Origin of the sequence: Rhizobium metallidurans (assembly GCF_014196505.1) — a bacterium.
GTDB lineage: Bacteria > Pseudomonadota > Alphaproteobacteria > Rhizobiales > Rhizobiaceae > Rhizobium > Rhizobium metallidurans.
This window is the reverse complement of the sequence record NZ_JACIDW010000033.1, coordinates 1-22,499: the sequence shown is the minus strand read 5'-3', so window position 1 is coordinate 22,499 and position 22,499 is coordinate 1. Positions and strand designations below refer to the sequence as shown.

Sequence of the window (22,499 nt, the reverse complement as noted above, 5' to 3'; positions counted from 1 at the left end):
TGAGAAGGTGACGATCCGACAACCAGCTGCCGGGCGGGTGGCCACCCGCCCGGCAGAAACAACTATCTCATATTTTGATCATCCAAGAAGGTGCCGGCAGGCGGATGAGGGGGCTCCGGGCGCCAGCGCCAGCCACAGCCCAACCACTCACCCCACCAAAGACCGCGGCACCACAAACCGCTCCAAAACCCCACTCCCCTCGGTCACAGCCCCCCAGGCCACCGCGAAATCAATCACCGCCAAAGCCCCCGTCGGAAATTTCTCCCTGACCCCGGCAAGCCTCTCTCCGTCCGCAACGAGATCGATCGCCAACTCCTGCAGCCCCGGGTTATGCCCGACAACCAGCAGCGTGCGAACCGAGGCATCGACACCGCGAACAACCGCAGCGATCCGGTCCGCCGCCGCCTCGTAGATCTCTCCCACATCCCGCCGCGCGATATCATCAGGCAGCTCCGCTCCGACGAGCGCCCAGGTCTCCTGCGTGCGCCGCGCCGTCGAGATAAGCGCCAGATCGGGAACCAGCCCCTCGCGGGCCATATAGCGTCCCATCGAAGGCGCTGCCTTCAAACCGCGACCGCCGAGCGGACGATCATGGTCTTCAACGCCATCGGGCCAGGCGGATTTGGCGTGGCGAAGCAGAAGCAGGCGGTATCGCGGGAGCGGGGTATCCGATGTCATGATGCTCTCCGGATGAGGATGGGGGGAGTGTAACTCCGCAAACGAAAAAGGACAGGCCCTGCCCGATTAGGGCCAAGCCTGTCCTTTCCAATCCATGCAATCCGGCCCCTCCCGTTACTGGGAGAGGCCGGAAAATCTCAGTTCCACTCGCGGATGTCGACGAAGTGGCCGGCGATGGCCGCTGCCGCCGCCATGGCGGGCGACACCAGATGGGTGCGGCCCTTGAAGCCCTGGCGGCCCTCGAAGTTGCGGTTGGAGGTCGAGGCGCAACGCTCGCCCGGCTTCAGGCGGTCGTCGTTCATGGCCAGACACATCGAACAGCCAGGCTCGCGCCAGTCGAAACCGGCGGCCTTGAAGATCTTGTCGAGGCCTTCGGCTTCCGCCTGCTCCTTGACGAGGCCGGAGCCCGGAACGATCATGGCGCTGACGGTGCCGGCAACGGTCTTGCCTTCGACCACCTTGGCGGCGGCGCGCAGGTCCTCGATGCGGCCGTTGGTGCACGAGCCGATGAAGACGCGATCGACGGCGATGTCGGTGATCTTGGTACCCGGCTTCAGGCCCATGTAGTCGAGCGCGCGCCACTTCGAGGTACGCTTGTTCTCGTCGGCGATCTCATCCGGGTTGGGAACGATGCCCTGCACCGAGATGACGTCCTCGGGCGAGGAGCCCCAGGAGACGATCGGCGGCAGTTCGGCGGCGTTGAGCGTGACGACGCGGTCGTAATGCGCGCCTTCATCCGACTTCAGCGTGTTCCAGTATCTGATCGCCTGGTCGAGCGTTTCACCCTTCGGCGCGCGCGGCTTGCCCTTGATGTATTCGTAGGTGACGTCATCCGGCGCGATCAGGCCGGCGCGGGCGCCGCCTTCGATCGACATGTTGCAGATCGTCATGCGGCCTTCCATCGACAGCGCGCGAATGGCTTCGCCGGCGTATTCGATGACGTAGCCGGTGCCGCCGGCAGTGCCGATTTCGCCGATGATGGCGAGCACGATGTCCTTGGCGGTGACGCCAGCGGGCAGCACGCCGTCGACCTGCACCAGCATGTTCTTCGCCTTCTTCTGGATCAGCGTCTGGGTGGCCAGAACGTGCTCCACTTCGGACGTGCCGATGCCGTGCGCCAGCGAGCCGAAGGCGCCGTGCGTGGAGGTGTGGCTGTCGCCGCAGACGATCGTCATGCCGGGCAGGGTGAAGCCCTGTTCCGGTCCGATGATGTGGACGATGCCCTGGCGCTTGTCGCTCGCCGAATAATATTCGACGCCGAACTCGGCCGCGTTGATCGCCAGCTGCTCGACCTGGATGCGGCTTTCCTCGTTCTTGATGCCGAGATGGCGATCGGGCGAGGTCGGCACGTTGTGGTCGACGACCGCGAGCGTCTTTTCAGGCGCGCGGACCTTGCGGCCGGTCATGCGCAGGCCTTCGAAGGCCTGCGGCGAGGTGACTTCGTGGACCAGGTGGCGGTCGATGTAGAGAAGACAGGTGCCGTCGTCCTGTTGATCGACCAGGTGGTCGTCCCAGATCTTGTCGTAGAGGGTACGAGGTGCGCTCATGGCGATACATCCGTTATTATGCAAAGGGCGTTTGCTTGCAGTGGGGGTATGGAGCTTGGTGGCGCATAGGCCACCGGCCGTCGGTCGATCGGAAAGGGATCAACGAAGTCGGCTGTTGAGCGCACCGGAAACGGTCGCAAAGAAGCGTGCCGGCAGGCGGTAGTGATCCTGCAACACGAAAATATGCGCCCCAATGCAACTGAACTTGGATTCCATGAGCAGTCACTTACCAATTTTTCGGATGCTCGGCAATTCGATTCATCAGCGCATCATCGCCCTGCGCCTTATCGTCGGCCTTCGCGCCCGCGCATCCGTTTCTCGATCTGCCTCAGGCCAAGCGACAGGCCGATCGTCAGGATCAGGTAGATATAGGTGACGATCGAATAGGTTTCGAAAAAGCGGAAGGAGCCGGACGCATAGATCTTGCCCATCTGCGTGATGTCGGAAACGCCGAGCACCGAGACCAGCGAACTATCCTTCACCATCGCCACGAAATCGTTCGACAGCGGCGGAAAGATCACCTTGATCGCCTGCGGAAAGACCACGAAGCGGAAGCGGTGGTAGCGCGACAGGCCGAGCGCCTTGGCGGCCTCGATCTGGCCCTGATCGACCGACTGGATGCCGGCGCGGAAGACTTCGGCGATGAAGGAGGAATAGCCGATCATCAGCGCGATGATCGCCCGCCACATCAAAGAGAAATCGCGCACCAGCACCGGCTCCGCCAGCCCGGCATTGACCAGCGGCGCGGTCACGAAATTATAGGCGGCGACGAAGGCCGGCGCGCCGACGAAGGCGACGTAGAACAGAAGCACCAGCATCGGGATGCCTCTGACGACCTCGACATAGAAGCGGGCGATCTGGCGCAGCGCGACGCTGTCCGACAGCCCGAGCAGGGCGATCCCGAGCCCGAGCAGCGTCGCCAGCGCGAAGCCGACGAGCGTCACGAAAATGGTGATGCCGACGCCGTTGAAGACGGTGCGGAACACCTGCGCGTAGACGTCGTTGGCGATGATGACGGCGGCGAGCGTAAGGCCGATCACGACAAGGGCGACCAGCCACCAGGGATAGTCGCCCTTCTCCTGGCCCCGCGGATTTGGCTGCGGAGCCATCATGCGTCAGTCCGGGCGCGGTACACGATTACGAAAGACGGGATCATTGACCCATCTTGTAGTCGAGGAACCATGTCTTGTTGAGCTTGTCGAAAGTGCCGTCGGCCTTCAGGCTGGCAATGGCCGCATTGACGGGGCCGACCAGATCGGAGCCCTTGGGGAAGATGAAGCCGAAATCCTCGGTGCCGAGCGGCCCGCCGATGACCTTCAGTCCGCCATTCGACGCATCGACATAGCCCTGCGCCGCGACGCTGTCGGTCAAGACCACGTCGACATCGCCGGCTTTGAGCGCCTGCACGGTCGCGCCGAAGGTTTCGAACAGCTTGATGCGCGGGTTCTGCTCGTTGCCGTCGAGGATCTCGTAGACGGCGGCGTAGAAGGGCGAGGTGCCCGGCTGCGCGCCGACGAGGCCGTCGTTGAAGGCGCCGAAGGTCTTGGCGTCGGTAAAGCGCGTCTCGTCGCCGCGTACCAGCATGAACTGCTGCGAGCGCATGTAGGGGTCGGAGAAGTCGACCTTGGCCTTGCGGTCGTCCTTGATGGTGATCCCGGTCATCCCGATATTGTACTGGTTATCGGACACCGCCTGGATCATCGCGTCCCAGCTGGTGTTCTGGTACTCGACCTTGAAGTTCAGCCGCTTGGCGATCTCGTTCATCGCATCATATTCCCAGCCGATCTGCTTGCCCGTCTTCGGATCGACGAACTGCAGCGGCGGATAGGCGTTCTCGGTGACGACGACGACCGTCTTGCCCTTGAGATCGGGAAGCTCGGCGGCGGTGGCGGCGAGCGGCGAAAGGATAAATGCGGTCAGTCCGGCAAGGACGGTGCGACAAAACAACATGAAATATCTCCCCAAATAGCGCTCGCGGAACCTGTCATAATTGCAAAGCCGCTGGCAAGGGGATTGGCGCGCGAGGACGGGGGAAATCGGGAATGGTGGTTTAAAAATGGGGAGGTTTGGGGAAGGAAATGCGTGGGGGTGTTCTGGTCGTCGGAAGACCTCTCCACGCGCTGGCAAAAAGACCCCTCCCCAACCCCTCCCCACAAGGGGGAGGGGCTAATCCTTGGCAACCTCGGCGCCAACAATGAGCGTTGCGACTGTTGGGAGGTTGCGGTCGTCCGCCGGCGGTGCGCCCAGCAAGCCCCTCCCCCTTGTGGGGAGGGGTTGGGGAGGGGACTTTGCCCCTTGAACAAAATCCCGATCGGATGTCGGATCAACCACGCCCCGCCCGTCCTTGGGGTCTCGCATCAACCCAGGAGGAACACCCCATGCCAAGCACCATCCGCCTGCACCGCGTTCTCGCCACCAGGCCCGAAAAGGTCTACCGCGCCTTTGTCGAAGCCGACGCGATGGCCAAGTGGCTGCCGCCGAACGGTTTTACCTGCAGCGTCCACCATTTCGAGCCGACCGTCGGCGGAACGTTCAAGATGTCGTTCCGCAACTTCACGACCGGCAACAGCCATTCCTTCGGCGGCGAATATCTCGAACTCGTTCCCGGCGAACGCGTGCGCTATGTCGACCGCTTCGACGATCCAAACCTGCCGGGCGAGATGGAGGTGACGGTCGAACTGAAGAAGGTCTCCGTCGGCACCGAAATCAACATCACCCAGGCCGGCATCCCCGACCTCATCCCACCGGAAGCCTGCTATCTCGGCTGGCAGGAATCGCTGCGCAACATGGCGCGGCTGATCGAGCCGGAGATCGCGGAGTAGGGGATCTGCTCCAACAGTAAGGAAGTCCCCTCCCCAACCCCTCCCCACAAGGGGGAGGGGCTAACCCGTGGCACGCCCGGCCAAGTCATTGGCCTTGAGACTGTCGCGAGGTTGCGTTTGTCACCGGCACCGCGCCTAGCGAGCCCCTCCCCCTTGTGGGGAGGGGTTGGGGAGGGGTCTTCGCACACCCACCACGCCCTCGCCAAAGACCAAATGCGTCTTTTGATTGCATTAACGCGGACCTGCTATCCCCGCGTCACCAAGGAGCGCGTATGATATGCGCCCTTGGTATTCGCCGTCTGCGGCCTTGAGCAGGACTGACATAAGCGGAATGACAATGAGCGACCCACCAGAAGCCAGCTTTCCTCGCCGCGAATTCAGGCGAGCGAAGCGGCCCGTCTACATCGGTCTGCTGGCTGGAGGCGTGATACTTCTGTATCCGGTTGCCATCGGCGCCACAAAGATACTTGGCCCAGAGTTTGGCGTGGCTCCCCGAATATTGCTCACTATGGCATTTTTGGCCATCTACGCCGTTGGGGCCCGTGCACTTTTGTCACGGTTGGATTTTGATGAGGTCGTCTTGGCGTTGGATCACCAAGGCATCCGCTTCACACCCCATGGCACGGGACGCATACCCTGGGCGTCGATCGCCGGCATCAAATACTACGAAGTGGGGCGATTCCGGGAGAACAAGATCATCGCGATCAGCAAACGGGATGCCGAAACAAAGGAGACCAGAATTGATGCTCACCTTCTCCGCGGCAGCAGGCCGCGAGAACTATATGAAACCATGAGGCGTTACCATCGTCACTTTGCACCGGCGACGAATAGGAAGGACGACGCGAATGTCGGTACCTATGCCTCATCGTCGTGGACAGGACTGGACGACGATTGAATCGATGCAGCGGCCGCCGCCGATTGGCGTAGCCAATCTCACGTGCAACCAAAAAAGGCGACCCTGAGGCCGCCTTTTTCGTCAATCCTTGCGGATGAAGCTTATTCCGCTGCCGGTTCGGCTGCTGCTGCTTCGGCAGCTGCCTTTTCAGCGGCGGCCTTTTCGGCGGCTTCCTGGGCTGCCTTTTCGGCTGCCAGAGCCTGAGCTGCCGCAACCTTCTCGGCTTCCAGGCGTGCCTTTTCCTCGGCGATCGCGGCGCGCTCGGCGTCGTTGAGCTTGCGGGCGCGAACGCCGGTGTCTTCAACGATACGAGCCGACTTGCCGCGACGGTCGCGCAGGTAGTAGAGCTTGGCGCGACGGACCTTACCGCGGCGAACGACTTCCACGCTTTCGATGGCAGGCGAGTAGATCGGGAATACGCGCTCGACGCCTTCGCCGTAGGAGATCTTGCGGACCGTGAAGTTTTCCTGCAGACCGCCGCCCGAACGAGCGATGCAGACGCCTTCGTAGGCCTGTACGCGGGTACGCGTGCCTTCCGTGACCTTCACGTTGACGCGGACGGTGTCACCCGGAGAAAATTCCGGGAGCGTGCGCTTGGCTTCGATCTTGGCGACCTGTTCGGCCTCAAGCTGCTGAATGATGTTCATCGTCTTAACCTTTGGTTCTTCTGAAACAGCCAGAGCGCTCGACACTTCTCCTTTGGTCCATGACCTCCGGATTTAGCCCTTTACGGACGGGAGCGGGTTCGCCATTCTTTGTTGCTGGCAGACGGGGATAACCCCATTTCCGCGTGCGCTCCTACACCACTGAGGCCGGCTTGTCATCCCCAGCTCGACAAATTTGTCACCGTGGATGGCTGAATCTCGGCCTGTGCGGACTTATTTGTCGCCGACCGGCTTTTCCAGCAGATCCGGCCGCCGCGCGCGGGTCAGGTTTACCGCCTGCTCGCGGCGCCACTTGTCGATCGCGCCGTGATTGCCCGATGTCAGGATGGCGGGGATCTCGCGTCCCTCCCATTCCTGCGGGCGGGTATAGTGCGGGTGCTCGAGCAGCCCGCCCTCGAAGCTTTCGTGCAGGCCGGAGAGGTCGTTGCCCATGACGCCGGGCAGGATGCGGACGATGGCGTCGAGCACGGTGAGTGCCGCCGGTTCGCCGCCCGACAGAACGTAATCCCCGATCGACACTTCTTCCAGCTGGCGCGCGTCGATCACCCGCTGGTCCACGCCCTCGAAGCGGCCGCAGACGATGATGACGCCGTCGCCCGCAGCCAGCTCGCGCACGCGGCTCTGCGTCAGCGGCTTGCCGCGCGGGCTCATCAACAGGCGCGGGCGGCTGTCGTTTTCGGAGACGGTATCGATGGCGCGGGCGAGCACGTCGGGCTTCAGCACCATGCCGGCGCCGCCGCCGGCCGGCGTGTCGTCGACGGTGCGGTGCTTGTCGGTGGCGAAATCGCGGATCTGCACGGCATCGAGCGCCCACTGGCCGCGCTCCATCGCCTTGCCGGCGAGGGAATAGCCGAGATGGCCGGGAAACATCTCCGGGTAGAGTGTCAGGACAGTCGCCCGGAAGCCCATCTGGTCGCTCACTTCTTCTTCTTTGGTTTGTCGCTGCCGGAATCATCCGGCGTGAACGACGGGCCGTCGTCGTCGCTGTCGACGAGACCGGATGCCAGCGGATCGATGGTGATCCTGCCGGCTTCGAGGTCGATTTCCAGCACCGAGGCCTCCGAGAACGGGATCAGCACCGGCCGCTTGCCGGGGCCCTTGAGCTCGAGCAGGTCGCCGGCGCCGAAATCGAAGATGCCGGTGACGGTGCCGTAGCTGACGCCCTGGTCGTCGACGGCCTCCAACCCCTCGAGATCGGCATAGAAGAACTCATCTTCCTCGAGCTCGTCGTCGGGCAGGTTGTCGCGGTCGATATAGAGCTCGAGACCGTTCAGCGCCTCGGCGGCGTTGCGGTCGTTGATCCCGCGGAAGCGCACGACGACGACATTCTTCATCTCGCGGATTTCAAGCACCTCGAAGCTGCGCCCGTCCATGCTGTGCAGGTGGCCGTAGTCGCCGAGCGCGGTCGGATCGGCGCTGTAGGACCTGGCGCGCACTTCGCCGCGCAGCCCCTGCGCGCCACCGATCGTTGCCATCAGCACCGGATTTTCTAGCTTTGTCATGGCGTCCCTAATGTCGAAGCCGGAGGTTTGGTTCGTCATAACCGAAGTGAACGGGAATGGAAACGAAAACGGGCGGCATGTCGCCATGCCGCCCGTTCGATCAAGGCCGAAGCCCGGAATTATTCCGCGGAAGCAGCAGCTTCCGCGGCGTCGGCGATCTTCTGAGCCTTTTCAGCCGCACGCTCCTGAGCGCGCTTGCCGGGCTTTGCCTTTTCCGGGTTGTTCTTGGCTTCGCGCTTTGCGATGCCGGCTTCGTTCAGGAAGCGCAGAACGCGGTCGGTCGGCTGTGCGCCCTGTGCGATCCAGTGGGTGATGCGCTCGGCGTCGAGCTTGACGCGGGCATCGTTGTCCTTGGCGAGCATCGGGTTCCAGGAACCGAGGTTCTCGAGGAAGCGGCCGTCGCGCGGCGAACGGGCATCGGCGAGAACGATGTGGTAGTACGGGCGCTTCTTGGAACCACCGCGTGCGAGACGAATTTTCAGTGCCATTTTCTTTACTCCTTGGATGTGTCTAACCGCTTTTTCTTGAAGCGGCCTTGTTACTTTGCAGCAGCGCCGTTTTCGGCGTGGTCCGCTGCGATCTGCTCATGATGCCGGATGACTTCCGTGATGACGAAGTTCAGGAACTTCTCGGCGAAATCCGGATCCAGATTGGCGTCCTTGGCCAGGCGGCGAAGGCGTTCGATCTGGTATTCCTCGCGCGCCGGGTCCGCCGGCGGCAACTTGTACTTGGCCTTGAGAACGCCCACCTCCTTGGTGCAGCGGAACCGTTCGGCCAGGATATGCACCAGCGCCGCGTCGATATTGTCGATCGACTGGCGATAGCTCGAAAGCTGGGCTTTGATTTCAGGATCAATCATAGTCCGGGCGACCCCTTCACTTCTTCTTTGGCAGGCCGGGAAGGCCCGGGAAACCACCGCCGAGGCCGGGCAGCTTGGCCCCGCCGAGACCCGGCAGACCACCGCCGCCGAGACCCGGCATGCCGCCGCCCGGCTTGCCGAGGCCGGCCGCTTCCGCCTGCTTCTGCAAGGCTTCGAGCTGCTTCGGATCGATGTTGGAGAGATCGGGCATGCCGCCCATGCCGCCGCCAAGGCCGCCCAGGCCCATCTTGCCGGCAAGGCCGCCCATCATCTGCTTCATCATGCCGCCCTTGCCCTTGCCGCCCATCATCTTCATCATGTCCGCCATCTGGCGGTGCATCTTCAGAAGCTTGTTGATGTCGGAGGCATCGGTGCCGGAGCCGGCGGCGATGCGCTTCTTGCGCGAATGCTTGAGCATATCAGGATTGGCGCGCTCGGCCTTGGTCATCGAGGAGATGATCGCCAGCTGGCGGCCGAACAGGCTGTCGTTGAGGCCGGCCGAAGCCATCTTGTCCTTCATCCCAGCCATGCCGGGCATCATGCTCATGATGCCGCCCATGCCGCCCATCTTCTGCATCTGGCGCAGCTGGTCGGCGAGGTCGTTGAGGTCGAACTTGCCCTTGGCCATCTTGGCGGCCATGGCGGCCGCCTTTTCGGCGTCGATGTTTTCGGCGGCGCGCTCGACCAGCGAAACGATATCGCCCATGCCGAGAATGCGGTCGGCGATACGGCGGGGATGGAACTCCTCGAGTTCGCCCATGCGCTCGCCGACACCGATGAGCTTGATCGGCTTGCCGGTGACCGCGCGCATCGAAAGGGCGGCACCGCCACGGCCGTCGCCGTCCATGCGGGTGAGCACGAGGCCGGTGATGCCGACGCGTTCGTCGAAGTTGCGCGCCAGATTGACGGCGTCCTGACCGGTCAAAGAATCCGCGACCAGCAGGATTTCATGCGGGTTCGACTTCTTCTTGATGTCGGCCATTTCGACCATCAAGGGCTCGTCGATATGCGTGCGGCCGGCGGTGTCGAGGATGACGACGTCATGGCCGCCGAGCCTGGCTGCCTGTACGGCGCGCGCGGCGATATCGGTCGGCGACTGGCCTGATATAACAGGCAGCGTGTCGACATTGGTCTGCACACCGAGCTGGCGCAGCTGCTCCTGGGCGGCCGGGCGTCGCGTATCGAGCGACGCCATCAGCACCTTCTTCTTCTCGCGGTCGGTGAGCCGCTTGGCGATCTTCGCGGACGTCGTCGTCTTGCCCGAGCCCTGCAGACCGACCATCATGATGACGACGGGGGCGGCCGCATGCAGGTCGACGCCCACGCCTTCGCCGCCGAGCATCTCGATCAGCTCGTCATGGACGATCTTGACGACCATCTGGCCGGGCTTGATCGACTTCAGGATCTCGGCGCCGACGGCCTTTTCGCGGACGCGATCGGTAAAGGCACGCACCACGTCGAGCGCGACGTCGGCTTCCAGAAGCGCACGGCGAACCTCGCGCAGCGCCGCGGAAACATCGCTTTCCGAAAGCGCGCCACGGCCTGTCAGTCCATTCAGAATGGATCCAAGACGGTCCTGGAGGTTCTCAAACATCGGCTCTTCCTTATGATTTCCGGATAGGGAAACCTTGTGCTTTTCCTTGACGAAAACAAGACGCATAGCCAAAAAGCACCCGAGGGCGCATCGCGCTGTCGGGTGTGGACCTCCGGGATCGATTTATACCTTTGCGGGTCCCGGTCGGTGGCTCGAGTCTTGAAGCTCGTCGCAGATTGAGTGGCGGTAAACAGGAAAACGGGCGGAGAGTCAAGGCAATCAGGGGAAATAAGAGGTTATCGGCCTTTCAAAACCCGGCGCGGCAACCCAAATGCTGAAGCCCGATACGCATATATCATGGCGACAAGGCTCCCACCGCATGGCAAACGCCAAACCCAAGAACCCCTATTACCAAGGCCCGGTCACCGACCATTTCGACGGCACCCGCTTCTTCAATCCTGGTGGCATCGCGCCCCTCGGCTTCCGCGCCATGCTGCGCTGGCAGTTCAACGGCGAGCGGCAGACCTGGCAAAAGCAGGTGCCGAGCCCCTTCCCGCAAGCCAAGCCCGAAGAGCGCGTCGAAGGCGACGGGCTGAGGGTGACCATGGTGGGCCACGCCTCGATGCTGGTGCAGGTGGCGGGTCTCAACATCCTGACCGACCCCGTCTGGTCGGACCGCGCCAGCCCCTTCGGTTTCGCCGGCCCGAAGCGGGTGACGCCCCCCGGCATCCGCTTCGAGGATCTGCCGAAGATCGACCTCGTGCTCGTCTCGCACAATCACTACGACCATCTCGACGTCGCGACGCTGAAGCGGTTGCAGGCCGCCCACCGCCCCCACTTCGTCACGCCGCTGGGCAACGACACGATCATCCGCCGGGCCGCGCCCGATGCCAGGATCTCCGTCATGGACTGGGGCGGCCGGATCGCGATCTCTGATGGCATGAATGTCGACGCCGAGCCGGCGCATCACTGGTCGGCGCGCGGCACCGGTGACCGCAGCATGGCGCTCTGGGCCTCCTTCGTCATCTCGACGCCCTCGGGCAAGATCTATCACGTCGGCGACACCGGCTTCCACGACGGCATCAACTACCGCGCCGTGGCCAAGAAGCACGGCGCCTTCCGCCTCGCCATCCTGCCCTTCGGCGCCTACGAGCCGCGCTGGTTCATGAAGGGGCAGCACCAGAACCCGGACGAGGCCGTCCGCGGCATGCAACTTTGCAACGCCGCCCATGTGGCCGGCCACCACTTCGCGACCTTCCAGCTGACCGACGAGGCGATGGATGCGCCGGTCCGCGCCCTGGAGGCCGCATTGCGGGAGCATGGCGTGACGCCGGAACGGTTTCGGCCGCTGAGGGCCGGCGAGGTGTTCGACGTGCCGCTGAGCTGATGCGAGCGGCGGCGGCGCTCACTCCCCGAGGCCCGACCGCGGCAGCACCGCCGCGCTGCGGGTGGCGCGCAGGAACCAGAGGTAGCTGATGATCGCGATCAGGGCCATGGCGGGGATGATGGTGCCGAAGGCCAGAAGCGGGGCGCCGATCAGCGAGGCCATCAGGCCGCCGGTGAAGCCGCCGCCCATCTGGATGAAGCCCATCATCGCCGAGGCGGAGCCGGCGATATGCGGGAAGGGGAAGAGGCCCGAGGTCGTCATGTGCGGGGTCAGGAAGGCGAGGCCGAAAGCGAGAAAGGCGACCGGGCCCATGATCGACAGGTAGCTCGGCGCCACGAACGCGACCGAGAGCGCGATCATGATGCCGGAGAGGCCGAGCAGGGCAAGGCCAACGCGGACCGACCCGTCGCCGCCGAGCCTAGCCGCGGTCATTCTCAGAACGACCGAGCCGAGGAAATAGGAGCCGGATTGCATCAGCATGCCGAGGCCGAAGGCCGTGGGCGAGAGGCCGACCAGCTTGATCAGGATGAAGGGCAGCATCGTCGCCTGCGCGTACAGCGCGCCGATCGAGCCGCCGAGCACCAGCGAGGCGGAGACGAAGCGCGGTTCGCGGACAAGCTCGCCATAGGCCTGCAACAGCGGCCCGGGCAAAGCCCGGCGGCGGTCGGGCGTGCCGGTCTCGCGCATGAAGGCCAGGACCGAGAGGCAGACCAGAAGGCCGAAGCCGATCAGCAGGAAAAACACTGACCGCCAACCGAAGGCGGCGAGCGCCAGGCCGCCCACGGTCGGCGCGATGGCGGGGCCGATGGCGATCATGATGCCGATCAGGTTCATGATCCTGGAGGCATCGGCGCCGGTGAACTGGTCGCGGACGATGGCGCGCGCCACGGTAATTCCGACCGAGGCGCCGATGCCCTGGATCAGGCGGCCGGCAAGCAGCCACTCGATGCCGGGCGCGAAGGCCGACAATAGGCTGCCCACCATGTAGATGCCGACGAAGACGAGCGTCGCGGCGCGACGGCCGAAGGCATCCGACAGCGGGCCGGCAAGCAGCTGGGCGATCGAGAAGCCGGCGAAATAGAGCGACAGCGTCAGCTTGATCGCCGCATCCGTGGTCCCGAAAGCGCCCACCAGCGCCGGCATAGCGGGCGTGTAGATCGACATGGAAATCGGGCCGATGGTGACAAGCAGCGCGCCGAGCATGCTCGTTCGCCTTGCGCTCATCCTGAATGGGGGCATGCTGGTACTCGATTGGCTGGTGGCGGTCGCGATGCCTGGAAAGCGGGATTTCCCTCTTTCTGACGCAAGGCCTGCGATCCGGCAATGCAAAAATGTGATGGGTCGCGCTCTTCGCTTGACGTCCCCGCCACACCGCATAATCTCCATCCTTTCACGGGGGATTCTTCATGACGCAGTCGCTGCTCGCGGGCGCCTTTCTGGCGGCGCTTCTCTATGTGCTTATTCCGGGGCCGGCGTTTCTGGCGCTGCTGGGGATCGGGGCCGGGCAGGGGAGAAAAGCGGGGGCGCAGTTCGTCTGCGGGCATCTGGTCGGCGATACGCTGTGGGCGTCGCTGGCGCTGGTGGCGATCATCGGCGCGAAGACGATCGGCAGCTTCGTGTTCGACGCGCTGGGGCTTGCCTGCGGCTTCTATCTCGCCTGGATCGGCTGGAACGCGTTTCGCGCCAAGCCGAAGGGCGAGGGGCAGGCGTTGATGGTTGTCGAGCGGCCGTTCCGGCGCGGGCTGATCTTCGGCGTCACCAACCCGAAGGGCTATCCGGTGGCGCTGGCGACGTTCACGGCGCTGGTCGCGGGCTCGGCGAGCGCCTTGCGGTTCGAGACGCTGCCCGTGCTGCTCGCGGTATCGTTCCTCGGCTTCATCGTCGCCGACATGATCCTGATCGCCATCGTCGGCACGGGGGCCGTGCGGCGCTTCTACCGGGCGCACGAAAGGCTGATCGTGCGCTGCTCGGGCGTCTTGTTCATGGGGTTTGCCGCGCAGGCGCTCCTGCACGCGACGCCGGGTCTTTTGGGGTGGCGCAAGGCCTGAGGCCGGCGCCGAGACGGGCCGGGATCGCGATGGATCAGGCGTCGAGGAAGCCGACGACCGATTCCAGCGTCCTTACCGTCTCCGGCGCGCCGATCGACTTGGCGATCCGCAACTGGTCCCTGTAATAGTCCCTGAAATTGAAGCTGGTGCCGTCGGTAATGTCGGAGAGGTCGAGAATGTTCCCCGAGGGATCGATGGTGCGCATCGGCAGCGGCTCGGAAATCGCCGCATAGGTGTCCTGGTCGAGCGTGCCGTTGTCGAAGCCCTGGCGCGCGTGATTGCGCAACTGGCTGGCGCTGATGGCGGTGAAATCGGGCCGGACGGCAGCCGCTTCCTCGACGCGGAAGGCTTGCACGGCATTGGCCCCGGTGTCGAACGTCTCGGCCAAGCCGTTGTTAAATTGCGAATTATCGGAATATTTTCGAAACGAAAGGGTCGGTGAAAACCGCAGCGATGTGATTTCCATTGCCAGCATCCACGATTAAAAAAGATCAAGCGAAAATACCGTGTGCGCCGCACCATGGTCAATCGTTAACAAACAGTTAATTCTTATATAGCATTTTTAGGGATCAACTTCTCGTATAGGTGGCGCAGCCGCTTGCCCAAGGTGGCGATACCAATCGCGGCGCGGCTTTCCTATATTGGTTTCCGAGACCAACCGTCCGCCGAACAAGCCCGCCAACAAGGATCTCCTTATGCCCGCCAACAACCCCGCTCTCACAGACTGGAACGGCCTCAATGGCCTGCCGCGCTTCGAAGCGCTCAATGACGGCGATTTCGCACCGGCCTTCGATGCGGCCCTTGCCCGGCACGAAGAGGAGATCGACGCGATCGCCGGCAATCCCGACCAGCCGAGCTTCGACAATACGATCGTGGCGCTGGAGCTTGCCGGCGACGATCTCTCGCGGGTGTCGGCGCTGTTCTGGAACCGCGCCGGGGCGCATACCAACGACACCATCCAGGCGCTGGAGCGGGAGATCTCGCCGAAGATGTCGCGGCACTATTCAAAGATCGGCATGAACGCCGAACTCTTCAAGCGCATCGACACGCTATGGGAGACGCGCGAGACGCTCGGGCTGACGCTGGAGCAGACGCGGGTGCTGGAGCGGCACTGGAAGGGCTTCGTCAAGTCGGGCGCCAAGCTTGAAAAAACCGAGCAGGAAAAGCTCGCCGGCATCAACGAGAAGCTCGCGGGGCTCGGCACGCAGTTCGGCCAGAACGTACTTGCCGACGAGAAGGGCTGGGCGCTGATCCTTGCCGATGGCGACGATCTGCAGGGCATTCCCGATTTCCTCAGGGACGCGATGGCGGCGGCCGCGCGCGAGCGCGGCGAGGACGGCAAGTTCGCGGTGACGCTGTCGCGCTCGATCATCGAGCCGTTCCTGACCTTCTCCGAGCGCCGCGAGTTGCGCGAACAGGCGTTCAAGGCCTGGGTGGCGCGCGGCGAAAACGACGGCTTGTCGGACAATCGCGGCATCATCCGCGACACACTGGCTCTGCGCGGCGAGGTGGCCAAGCTGCTCGGATACGGCAATTTCGCCGAGCTGAAGCTCGACAACACCATGGCGAAGACGCCTGATGCGGTGAACGATCTCCTGAAGAAGGTGTGGGCGAAGGCGGTGAAGCGCGCCGGCGAGGACGAGGCGGATATCGCCAGACTGATCGCCGACGAAGGCCGCAACCACGAGGTCATGCCCTGGGACTGGCGTCACTACGCCGAAAAGATCCGGGCACGGAAATTCAACTTCTCCGAGGCGGAGCTGAAGCCCTATCTGCAGCTGGAAAAGATCATCGACGCCTGCTTCGACGTGGCGGGGCGGCTGTTCGATATTCACGCGGTGGAGAAGAAGGGCGTCGCCGCCTATCACCCCGATGTCCGCGTCTTCGAGATCCGCGACCGCGACGAGAAGCTGGTGGCGATGTTCCTCGGCGATTATTTCGCGCGCTCGTCGAAGCGTTCGGGGGCGTGGATGAGCGCGTTCCAGTCGCAGCACAAGCTGACCTTGAAGAACGGTGCCAAGGGCGAACTGCCGATCATCTACAATGTCTGCAACTTCGCCAAGCCGGCCGAGGGCAAGCCGGCGCTGTTGTCGCTGGATGACGCCCGCACGCTGTTCCACGAGTTCGGCCATGCGCTGCACGGCATGCTCTCCAATGTCACCTATCCCTCGGTGTCTGGCACTGGCGTGTCGCGCGATTTCGTCGAACTGCCGTCGCAGCTTTACGAGCACTGGCTGACGGTGCCCGAGATCCTGAAGCAGTACGCCGTGCATTTCGAGACCGGCAAGCCAATGCCGCAGGACCTGCTCGACAAGGTGCTGGCGGCGCGCAGCTTCAATGCCGGGTTCAACACGGTGGAGTTCACCTCGTCGGCGCTGGTCGACATGGCGTTCCATACGCGCGACGCGGTCGCGGACCCGATGGCGGTGCAGGCCGAGGTGCTGAAAGAGCTCGGCATGCCCAAGTCGATGGTGATGCGCCATGCCTCGCCGCACTTCCAGCACATCTTCTCCGGCGGCTATTCGGCCGGCTACTATTCCTACATGTGGTCCGAGGTGCTCGACGCCGATGCGTTTTCGGCCTTCGAGGAGACGGGCGATGCGTTCAATGGCGAAATCGCCCGGAAATTGCGCGATCACGTCTATTCGGTGGGTGGGTCGGTCGATCCCGAGGATACCTATAGAGCGTTCCGCGGCAAGCTGCCGAGCCCGGACGCGATGCTGGTGAAGCGCGGGCTTTCGACGTTCGAGGAGCTTTCGGGGAGTGATGCCTAGGGGGGGTGATGTTGGGGCAAGGTGGTAACTCCTGCGGTTGAGTTGATACCCCTTCGGCCTTTGTGGGTGGGATACCCCCCTCTGCCCTGCCGGGCATCTCCCCCACAGGTGGGGAGATTGGCTAGACTTACCCGCTCGCCGCAGCCTCCACGTTTGTCTGGTGAGCAGGCCACTTGCCGATCTCCCCCCTTGTGGGGGAGATGTCCGGCAGGACAGAGGGGGGTATTGCTTGCCGCAGCGCGAGCCAACCTAACCCACCATCCCAGCGCGCAAACCGACACCAAACCGTCACAAACCCCCAGACTCCAGCCTTCCCGACCTTCATTCCGGGCTCCCCCCTTTCGCATTCGCGAAAAACACTGTAAGAGCCGCCCCAATGCAATTGGCGCCCTCCCAGCGTGGCGCCCCAGCCTCAGAGATTTAGACATATGGCACTTCGCAACATCGCGATTATCGCGCACGTTGACCATGGCAAGACGACACTGGTCGACGAGCTCCTGAAACAGTCCGGCTCGTTCCGCGAGAACCAGCGCGTCGCGGAACGCGTGATGGACTCCAACGACCTGGAAAAGGAACGCGGTATCACGATCCTTGCGAAGGCGACCTCGGTCGAGTGGAATGGCGTTCGCATCAACATCGTCGACACCCCCGGCCACGCCGACTTCGGCGGTGAAGTCGAGCGTATCCTGTCGATGGTGGATGGCGCGATCGTTCTGGTCGACTCGTCGGAAGGCCCGATGCCGCAGACGAAGTTCGTCGTCTCCAAGGCGCTGAAGGTCGGTCTCCGTCCGATCGTCGCGATCAACAAGATCGACCGTCCCGATGGCCGCCACGAGGAAGTCATCAACGAAGTGTTCGACCTCTTCGCCAGCCTCGACGCCACCGACGAACAGCTCGACTTCCCGATCCTCTACGGTTCCGGTCGCGACGGCTGGATGAACTTCAATCCCGAGGGTCCGAAGGACCAGGGCCTCGCACCGCTGCTCGACCTCGTGCTCAAGCACGTTCCGGAGCCGAAGGTCGCCGAAGGCCCGTTCACGATGATCGGCACCATCCTGGAAGCCAACAACTTCCTCGGCCGCATCATCACCGGCCGCATCAATTCCGGTTCGATCAAGCCGAACCAGGCCGTCAAGGTTCTCAGCCAGGATGGCAAGACGATCGAAACCGGTCGTATCTCCAAGATCCTCGCATTCCGCGGCATCGAGCGCACCTCGATCGAGGAAGCGCATGCGGGTGACATCGTCGCCATCGCCGGCCTCTCCAAGGGCACGGTCGCCGACACCTTCTGCGATCCCGCCGTCACCGAAGCGCTGACCGCGCAGCCGATCGACCCGCCGACCGTTACCATGTCCTTCATCGTCAACGACAGCCCGCTCGCCGGCACCGAAGGCGACAAGGTGACCTCGCGCGTCATCCGTGACCGCCTGTTCAAGGAAGCCGAAGGCAACGTCGCGCTGAAGATCGAGGAAGCCGAAGGCAAGGATTCGTTCTACGTGTCCGGCCGCGGCGAATTGCAGCTCGCCGTTCTGATCGAAACCATGCGCCGCGAAGGCTTTGAGCTTGCCGTGTCGCGTCCGCGCGTCGTCATGCACAAGGACGAGAGCGGCCAGACCATGGAGCCGATCGAGGAAGTCGTCATCGACGTCGATGAAGAGCACTCCGGCGTCGTCGTTCAGAAGATGTCCGAGCGCAAGGCCGAAATGACCGAGCTGCGCCCTTCGGGCGGCAACCGCGTTCGCCTGGTGTTCCACGCTCCGACCCGCGGCCTGATCGGCTACCAGTCGGAACTTCTGACCGACACGCGCGGTACCGCCGTGATGAACCGCCTGTTCAAGGACTACCAGCCCTACAAGGGTGAAATCGGTGGTCGCACGAACGGCGTTCTGCTTGCAAACGCCGCCGGCGAAGCCGTGGCCTACGCCATGTTCAACCTGGAAGATCGCGGCCCGATGATGATCGAGCCCGGCGAAAAGGTCTACATGGGCATGATCATCGGCATTCACAGCCGCGACAACGACCTCGAGGTCAACGTGCTCAAGGGCAAGCAGCTGACCAACATCCGCGCCGCCGGCAAGGACGAAGCCGTCAAGCTGACGCCGCCGATCCGCATGACGCTCGACCGCGCTCTTTCCTGGATCCAGGACGACGAGCTGATGGAAGTGACGCCGAAGTCGATCCGTCTGCGCAAGATGTATCTCGACGCCAACGACCGCAAGCGCTTCGCCAAGGCGAAGACCGCCTAAGTCGAACAGGCTCACAAGAGACTTCGAAACCCCGGCCATCGCGCCGGGGTTTTTTATTTGTGCGGTTTTCCGAATCCCGCTTGTCGCAATAGTTAAAAAAGCGTTAAATTTCAGCCGTCGTCCACATGTTAACCCTGTGGGCAATGGGGCTGAATGCGTTAGCGCATATGGTTAATTGTCCGCGACCGGGCCAGAGTAAGCGTTATGAAGACGTTGTCGATCGATGTTCGGCGGGCCGAGCCGCATGATTCCCGAGCTATCTCGGAGGTGCACCGGCTTGCGTGGAAGCATACCTATGCCGGCATCATTCCGCACAAGGCGCTGACGCAGATGGTCGAGCGCCGCGGCGAGAGCTGGTGGCGCAAGGCGACACGCGGACCGGCGACGCTTCTGGTGCTCGACGTCGCCGGAACGGTTGCCGGCTACGCAACGCTCGGTCTCAACCGCGCCCGCGCGCTGCCGCAGGAAGGCGAGATCTACGAGCTCTATCTGCGTCCCGAATATCAGGGCATCGGCCTCGGCCACATGCTGTTTTCCGAAGCGCGGCGGCTGTTGAAGTCGCTCGGCTGCAAGGGCATGGTGGTGTGGTGCCTGGAAGAGAACGAGGGCGGCGCCGACTTCTATCGCGGCCATGGCGGCATCGACTATTGCGAGGGGACCGAAACCTTCGACGAGAAGCCCTTGAAGAAGATCGGCTTCATCTGGAACTGAGGGCTTTGCTTGCTGTTCAAGCGCGGCCTCTGCCCGGTTTTCCGGCATTTTGAAGGCCGGATCATAAAACAATCATGTGGCCGCGCGGTCGTCGTGTGTTGCGTCGCGTCATGAATCCGATTATCTGGCTGCGAAGATTTCACGTCGCGGGAGTAATCGCATGCGCATCGACGCCATTTCCATTGGCAAGAACCCACCTGAGGACGTCAACGTCATCGTTGAAGTTCCAGTCGGCGGCCACCCGATCAAGTACGAGATGGACAAGGAAGCCGGCACGCTGGTTGTCGACCGTTTCCTCTACACGCCGATGACCTACCCGGGTAACTACGGCTTCGTTCCGCACACGCTGTCGGAAGACGGCGACCCGATCGACGTGCTCATCGCCAGCACCCGCCCGCTGGTTCCCGGCTGCGTCATCAACGTGCGCCCGATCGGCGTTCTGAAGATGGAAGACAATTCCGGCAAGGACGAGAAGATCATCGCCGTTCCCTCGGCGAAGCTGACCATGCGCTACGACAAGGTCAAGGACTACACCGACATGCCCGAGATCACGCTCAAGCAGATCGAGCATTTCTTCGAGCACTACAAGGATCTGGAGCCCGGCAAGTGGGTGAAGATCTACGGCTGGGGCGACGCCAAGGAAGCCGGCCAGCTGATCATCGAGGCGATCGAACGCGCCAAGAACGAAAAGGCCTGATTACAGGCGAAGCAAAGCTTCCAGCTTTCTGATCACATCCTCCGGCTCGGCATCGATCCGGAGGATTTTTTTACGCGCCGTGTCGCCCGAGACGAGGGTCACCGACGACTTCGCGAGGCCGAGCGACTTCGCGACAAGCGCGATCAAGGCCTTGTTGGCCTTGCCCTTCTCGGGAACGACCGAGACGCGAGCCTTCAGATGAGGTTTGTCGTCGGCATCCAGCTCAATACCCGATATCGCGTCGCGCCCGCCATTCGGCGTCAGCCGGATGGCGAGAACGAGATGACCGTCGGCGGCCTGCCAGGGCCTTGTCACATCACCATCGGGACGATGGTGTTCCACATGAACGAGCGGATGAAGAAGATGATGAGGAGCAGGATGATCGGCGAGATGTCGATGCCGCCGAGGTTCGGCAGCACGCGACGGATCGGCCTCAGCACCGGTTCGGTGACATTGTAGAGGAACATTCCCACCGAATTGACGAACTGATTGCTGGAATTGATCACGTTGAACGCGTAGAGCCAGGAGAAAATGGCGCTGGCGATCAAGATCCAGGTGTAAAGATTCAAAGCCAAATCAATGGTTTGAAAAAGCGCAAGCATCGCAATCTCCAGTTCGTTGTTGACAGACATGTAGACATTGACGACTAAACCGGCAAGAGCCGTGTGCGCTGCCGCGGCAATTCATGCTCAACGGACGCGTCGGGGACCGATATTTCGTCCGTTTGTTGGAAAGACATCATGTCCATTTCGGCTCACGGCGACCGCTTCGCGGCTTTCCGGCACTCCTCCTACACCCGCTTCTTCTTCGCGCGCTTTCTCCTGTCGTTTTCGCAGCAGATCGTCAGCGTCGCGGTCGGCTGGCAGATGTACGACCAGACGGGCAGCGCCATCTATCTCGGCCTGATCGGGCTGGTGCAGTTCCTGCCGTCGCTGCTCCTCATCCTCGTCACCGGCTCGGTGGCCGACCGCTACAACCGGCGCGCCATCGCCTCGCTGTGTTCGCTGGTGGCGGCGCTCTGCACGCTGACGCTGCTCGGCATGACCATGACGGGCACCTTCTCGCCCATCCCTGTTTTCGCGGTGCTGCTGGTCTTCGGCATCGAGCGCGCCTTCATGTCGCCGGCGGTGCAGTCGCTGGCGCCCAATCTCGTGCCGGCCGAGGATCTCTCGAACGCGATCGCCTGGAACTCGTCGTCCTGGCAACTCGCCGCGATCACCGGCCCGGTTATCGGCGGCCTGCTCTACGGCATGAACGCGCAGACGGCCTATACCGTCGCCGTGGTGTTCGCGGGTCTCGGGGCGGGGCTGCTCTTCCTGATCCCGAAGCCGGCGCAGAAGAGCACCGGCGAGGCCAAGAGCTGGGAGATGATCCTCGGCGGCTTCAAGTTCATCCGCACCGAGAAGGTGGTGCTCGGCGCGATCTCGCTCGACCTCTTCGCCGTGCTCTTGGGCGGCGCCACGGCGCTGATGCCGATCTTCGCGCGCGATATCCTGACGCTCGGCCCCTGGGGCCTCGGCCTGCTGCGATCGGCGCCCGGCGTCGGCGCCATCGTCATGGCGGTGCTGCTCGCGACCTATCCGCTGAAACACCGCGCCGGGGTCTACATGTTCGTCGGCGTGGCGCTGTTCGGGCTGGGGACCATCGCTTTCGGGCTATCCACGAATGTGGAGCTGTCGATCGCGGCGCTGGCGCTGATGGGGGCGGCGGACATGGTGTCGGTCTACGTGCGCGAGAGCCTGATCGCGCTCTGGACGCCCGATGAGCTGCGCGGCCGCGTCAACGCCGTCAACATGGTCTTCGTCGGGGCGTCGAACGAGCTCGGCGAGTTTCGCGCAGGCACGATGGCCTCGGTGTTCGGCGCCGTGCCGGCGGTTGTCATCGGCGGCATCGGGACGCTTGTCGTGGCGGGGCTGTGGGCAAGCGGGTTTCCGCAGCTGCGGAAGATCGATACGCTGGATGCGCCGGAGCATGTGACGCGAGGGTGAGAGTTTTTGGGGTGGTTCGCGCCGAGTGCGTGGCCCCCTCATCCGGCCCTCCGGGCCACCTTCTTGGATGATCAAAATATGAGATAGTTGTTTCTGCCGGGCGGGTGGCCACCCGCCCGGCAGCTGGTTGTCGGATCGTCACCTTC

23 protein-coding genes are annotated in these 22,499 nt (G+C 63.2%); 9 read left to right on the top strand and 14 right to left on the bottom strand.

The genetic code is table 11. The features are described 5' to 3' along the window. Window positions 1–147 precede the first annotated feature (147 nt). From GGQ67_RS23805 to GGQ67_RS23790, 4 genes are all read right to left on the bottom strand, one after another. Entirely contained in the window at window positions 148–678 is a 531-nt protein-coding gene (locus GGQ67_RS23805; RefSeq protein ID WP_183902582.1) for a SixA phosphatase family protein, read from the bottom strand. Between the two features lie 137 nt (window positions 679–815). Further along, the gene (leuC, locus tag GGQ67_RS23800; protein WP_183902581.1) at window positions 816–2,225 is read right to left on the bottom strand and encodes a 3-isopropylmalate dehydratase large subunit; all 1,410 of its coding nucleotides are present in this window, start codon (window positions 2,223–2,225) and stop codon (window positions 816–818) included. 284 nt (window positions 2,226–2,509) lie between these two features. Next, window positions 2,510–3,334 (bottom strand): amino acid ABC transporter permease, encoded by an 825-nt coding sequence (locus GGQ67_RS23795; RefSeq protein ID WP_183902584.1) that lies wholly within the window; start codon window positions 3,332–3,334, stop codon window positions 2,510–2,512. Between the two features lie 43 nt (window positions 3,335–3,377). Next, window positions 3,378–4,175, bottom strand: coding sequence for a transporter substrate-binding domain-containing protein (locus tag GGQ67_RS23790; RefSeq protein ID WP_183902580.1), 798 nt, complete (start codon window positions 4,173–4,175; stop codon window positions 3,378–3,380). A 428-nt stretch (window positions 4,176–4,603) separates the two neighbouring features. On the opposite strand from GGQ67_RS23790, the gene GGQ67_RS23785 reads away from it, so the two are divergent. Together GGQ67_RS23785 and GGQ67_RS23780 are read left to right on the top strand one after the other, a co-directional pair. Further along, window positions 4,604–5,047, top strand: a complete 444-nt coding sequence (locus tag GGQ67_RS23785) for an SRPBCC family protein (protein WP_183902579.1) — start codon at window positions 4,604–4,606, stop codon at window positions 5,045–5,047. Between the two features lie 337 nt (window positions 5,048–5,384). After that, on the top strand, window positions 5,385–5,942 hold the full coding sequence (locus GGQ67_RS23780) for a hypothetical protein (protein WP_183902578.1): 558 nt from the start codon (window positions 5,385–5,387) through the stop codon (window positions 5,940–5,942). A 101-nt stretch (window positions 5,943–6,043) separates the two neighbouring features. On the opposite strand, the gene rplS is transcribed toward GGQ67_RS23780, so the two are convergent. The 6 genes from rplS to ffh form a co-directional block, all read right to left on the bottom strand. Then, window positions 6,044–6,589: a 50S ribosomal protein L19 gene (gene rplS / locus GGQ67_RS23775; RefSeq protein WP_183902577.1), complete on the bottom strand. Its 546-nt coding sequence runs from the start codon at window positions 6,587–6,589 to the stop codon at window positions 6,044–6,046. Between the two features lie 231 nt (window positions 6,590–6,820). Next, a complete protein-coding gene (gene trmD / locus GGQ67_RS23770; RefSeq protein WP_183902583.1) occupies window positions 6,821–7,516 on the bottom strand; it encodes a tRNA (guanosine(37)-N1)-methyltransferase TrmD in 696 nt (231 codons plus the stop codon). A gap of 8 nt (window positions 7,517–7,524) precedes the next feature. Beyond that, a complete protein-coding gene (rimM, locus tag GGQ67_RS23765; RefSeq protein WP_183902576.1) occupies window positions 7,525–8,109 on the bottom strand; it encodes a ribosome maturation factor RimM in 585 nt (194 codons plus the stop codon). 119 nt (window positions 8,110–8,228) lie between these two features. Further along, window positions 8,229–8,597 carry a 30S ribosomal protein S16 gene (rpsP, locus tag GGQ67_RS23760; RefSeq protein ID WP_018901909.1) on the bottom strand — a complete coding sequence of 123 codons (369 nt, stop codon included), beginning with the start codon at window positions 8,595–8,597 and terminating at the stop codon, window positions 8,229–8,231. A gap of 50 nt (window positions 8,598–8,647) precedes the next feature. After that, window positions 8,648–8,968, bottom strand: a complete 321-nt coding sequence (locus tag GGQ67_RS23755) for a chorismate mutase (RefSeq protein WP_183902575.1) — start codon at window positions 8,966–8,968, stop codon at window positions 8,648–8,650. Between the two features lie 16 nt (window positions 8,969–8,984). Next, window positions 8,985–10,562, bottom strand: coding sequence for a signal recognition particle protein (gene ffh / locus GGQ67_RS23750; RefSeq protein WP_183902574.1), 1,578 nt, complete (start codon window positions 10,560–10,562; stop codon window positions 8,985–8,987). 319 nt (window positions 10,563–10,881) lie between these two features. Here ffh and GGQ67_RS23745 point away from each other — a divergent pair, with 319 nt between their 5' ends. After that, on the top strand, window positions 10,882–11,889 hold the full coding sequence (locus GGQ67_RS23745; RefSeq protein ID WP_183902573.1) for an MBL fold metallo-hydrolase: 1,008 nt from the start codon (window positions 10,882–10,884) through the stop codon (window positions 11,887–11,889). Between the two features lie 18 nt (window positions 11,890–11,907). Here the strand turns inward: GGQ67_RS23745 and GGQ67_RS23740 are convergent, their stop codons facing one another. After that, window positions 11,908–13,092 carry a multidrug effflux MFS transporter gene (locus GGQ67_RS23740; RefSeq protein ID WP_183902572.1) on the bottom strand — a complete coding sequence of 395 codons (1,185 nt, stop codon included), beginning with the start codon at window positions 13,090–13,092 and terminating at the stop codon, window positions 11,908–11,910. A 203-nt stretch (window positions 13,093–13,295) separates the two neighbouring features. Here GGQ67_RS23740 and GGQ67_RS23735 point away from each other — a divergent pair, with 203 nt between their 5' ends. Further along, window positions 13,296–13,937 (top strand): LysE family translocator, encoded by a 642-nt coding sequence (locus GGQ67_RS23735; RefSeq protein ID WP_183902571.1) that lies wholly within the window; start codon window positions 13,296–13,298, stop codon window positions 13,935–13,937. 34 nt (window positions 13,938–13,971) lie between these two features. Here GGQ67_RS23735 and GGQ67_RS23730 read toward each other — a convergent pair whose 3' ends face one another. After that, window positions 13,972–14,403 carry a hypothetical protein gene (locus tag GGQ67_RS23730; RefSeq protein ID WP_183902570.1) on the bottom strand — a complete coding sequence of 144 codons (432 nt, stop codon included), beginning with the start codon at window positions 14,401–14,403 and terminating at the stop codon, window positions 13,972–13,974. A gap of 229 nt (window positions 14,404–14,632) precedes the next feature. Here GGQ67_RS23730 and GGQ67_RS23725 point away from each other — a divergent pair, with 229 nt between their 5' ends. The 4 genes from GGQ67_RS23725 to ppa all read left to right on the top strand — a co-directional run bounded on the left by GGQ67_RS23725 (window position 14,633) and on the right by ppa (window position 20,365). Further along, complete coding sequence (locus tag GGQ67_RS23725) at window positions 14,633–16,711, top strand: M3 family metallopeptidase (protein ID WP_183902569.1); 2,079 nt, start codon at window positions 14,633–14,635, stop codon at window positions 16,709–16,711. A 428-nt stretch (window positions 16,712–17,139) separates the two neighbouring features. Continuing rightward, window positions 17,140–18,957 carry a translational GTPase TypA gene (gene typA / locus GGQ67_RS23720; protein WP_183902568.1) on the top strand — a complete coding sequence of 606 codons (1,818 nt, stop codon included), beginning with the start codon at window positions 17,140–17,142 and terminating at the stop codon, window positions 18,955–18,957. Window positions 18,958–19,161: 204 nt separating this feature from the next. Next, entirely contained in the window at window positions 19,162–19,668 is a 507-nt protein-coding gene (locus tag GGQ67_RS23715) for a GNAT family N-acetyltransferase (protein WP_111562582.1), read from the top strand. Between the two features lie 160 nt (window positions 19,669–19,828). Continuing rightward, a complete protein-coding gene (gene ppa / locus GGQ67_RS23710; RefSeq protein WP_183902567.1) occupies window positions 19,829–20,365 on the top strand; it encodes an inorganic diphosphatase in 537 nt (178 codons plus the stop codon). Here the strand turns inward: ppa and GGQ67_RS25420 are convergent, their stop codons facing one another. Both GGQ67_RS25420 and GGQ67_RS25415 read right to left on the bottom strand, forming a co-directional pair. After that, on the bottom strand, window positions 20,366–20,680 hold the full coding sequence (locus GGQ67_RS25420) for a DUF167 family protein (protein ID WP_183902566.1): 315 nt from the start codon (window positions 20,678–20,680) through the stop codon (window positions 20,366–20,368). Next, entirely contained in the window at window positions 20,677–20,997 is a 321-nt protein-coding gene (locus GGQ67_RS25415) for a YggT family protein (protein ID WP_183902565.1), read from the bottom strand. The genes GGQ67_RS25420 and GGQ67_RS25415 overlap by 4 nt, the downstream gene beginning before the upstream one ends. 108 nt (window positions 20,998–21,105) lie before the next feature. On the opposite strand from GGQ67_RS25415, the gene GGQ67_RS23695 reads away from it, so the two are divergent. Next, the gene (locus GGQ67_RS23695; RefSeq protein WP_183902564.1) at window positions 21,106–22,353 is read left to right on the top strand and encodes an MFS transporter; all 1,248 of its coding nucleotides are present in this window, start codon (window positions 21,106–21,108) and stop codon (window positions 22,351–22,353) included. The last annotated feature ends 146 nt before the right edge of the window (window positions 22,354–22,499 follow it).

Excerpts from the sequence above, each read along its gene's own strand:
- GGQ67_RS23715 (WP_111562582.1), top strand. The coding sequence starts at position 19,162 with ATGAAGACGTTGTCGATCGATGTTCGGCGGGCCGAGCCGCATGATTCC.
- typA (WP_183902568.1), top strand. The coding sequence starts at position 17,140 with ATGGCACTTCGCAACATCGCGATTATCGCGCACGTTGACCATGGCAAG.
- GGQ67_RS23755 (WP_183902575.1), bottom strand. The coding sequence starts at position 8,968 with ATGATTGATCCTGAAATCAAAGCCCAGCTTTCGAGCTATCGCCAGTCG.
- GGQ67_RS23735 (WP_183902571.1), top strand. The coding sequence starts at position 13,296 with ATGACGCAGTCGCTGCTCGCGGGCGCCTTTCTGGCGGCGCTTCTCTAT.
- rplS (WP_183902577.1), bottom strand. The coding sequence starts at position 6,589 with ATGAACATCATTCAGCAGCTTGAGGCCGAACAGGTCGCCAAGATCGAA.
- GGQ67_RS23795 (WP_183902584.1), bottom strand. The coding sequence starts at position 3,334 with ATGGCTCCGCAGCCAAATCCGCGGGGCCAGGAGAAGGGCGACTATCCC.
- GGQ67_RS23785 (WP_183902579.1), top strand. The coding sequence starts at position 4,604 with ATGCCAAGCACCATCCGCCTGCACCGCGTTCTCGCCACCAGGCCCGAA.
- rpsP (WP_018901909.1), bottom strand. The coding sequence starts at position 8,597 with ATGGCACTGAAAATTCGTCTCGCACGCGGTGGTTCCAAGAAGCGCCCG.
- GGQ67_RS23695 (WP_183902564.1), top strand. The coding sequence starts at position 21,106 with ATGTCCATTTCGGCTCACGGCGACCGCTTCGCGGCTTTCCGGCACTCC.
- GGQ67_RS25415 (WP_183902565.1), bottom strand. The coding sequence starts at position 20,997 with ATGTCTGTCAACAACGAACTGGAGATTGCGATGCTTGCGCTTTTTCAA.
- GGQ67_RS23805 (WP_183902582.1), bottom strand. The coding sequence starts at position 678 with ATGACATCGGATACCCCGCTCCCGCGATACCGCCTGCTTCTGCTTCGC.
- trmD (WP_183902583.1), bottom strand. The coding sequence starts at position 7,516 with ATGGGCTTCCGGGCGACTGTCCTGACACTCTACCCGGAGATGTTTCCC.
- GGQ67_RS23780 (WP_183902578.1), top strand. The coding sequence starts at position 5,385 with ATGAGCGACCCACCAGAAGCCAGCTTTCCTCGCCGCGAATTCAGGCGA.
- GGQ67_RS23745 (WP_183902573.1), top strand. The coding sequence starts at position 10,882 with ATGGCAAACGCCAAACCCAAGAACCCCTATTACCAAGGCCCGGTCACC.
- GGQ67_RS23730 (WP_183902570.1), bottom strand. The coding sequence starts at position 14,403 with ATGGAAATCACATCGCTGCGGTTTTCACCGACCCTTTCGTTTCGAAAA.
- GGQ67_RS23740 (WP_183902572.1), bottom strand. The coding sequence starts at position 13,092 with ATGCTCGGCGCGCTGCTTGTCACCATCGGCCCGATTTCCATGTCGATC.
- rimM (WP_183902576.1), bottom strand. The coding sequence starts at position 8,109 with ATGACAAAGCTAGAAAATCCGGTGCTGATGGCAACGATCGGTGGCGCG.
- ppa (WP_183902567.1), top strand. The coding sequence starts at position 19,829 with ATGCGCATCGACGCCATTTCCATTGGCAAGAACCCACCTGAGGACGTC.
- ffh (WP_183902574.1), bottom strand. The coding sequence starts at position 10,562 with ATGTTTGAGAACCTCCAGGACCGTCTTGGATCCATTCTGAATGGACTG.
- leuC (WP_183902581.1), bottom strand. The coding sequence starts at position 2,225 with ATGAGCGCACCTCGTACCCTCTACGACAAGATCTGGGACGACCACCTG.
- GGQ67_RS23725 (WP_183902569.1), top strand. The coding sequence starts at position 14,633 with ATGCCCGCCAACAACCCCGCTCTCACAGACTGGAACGGCCTCAATGGC.
- GGQ67_RS23790 (WP_183902580.1), bottom strand. The coding sequence starts at position 4,175 with ATGTTGTTTTGTCGCACCGTCCTTGCCGGACTGACCGCATTTATCCTT.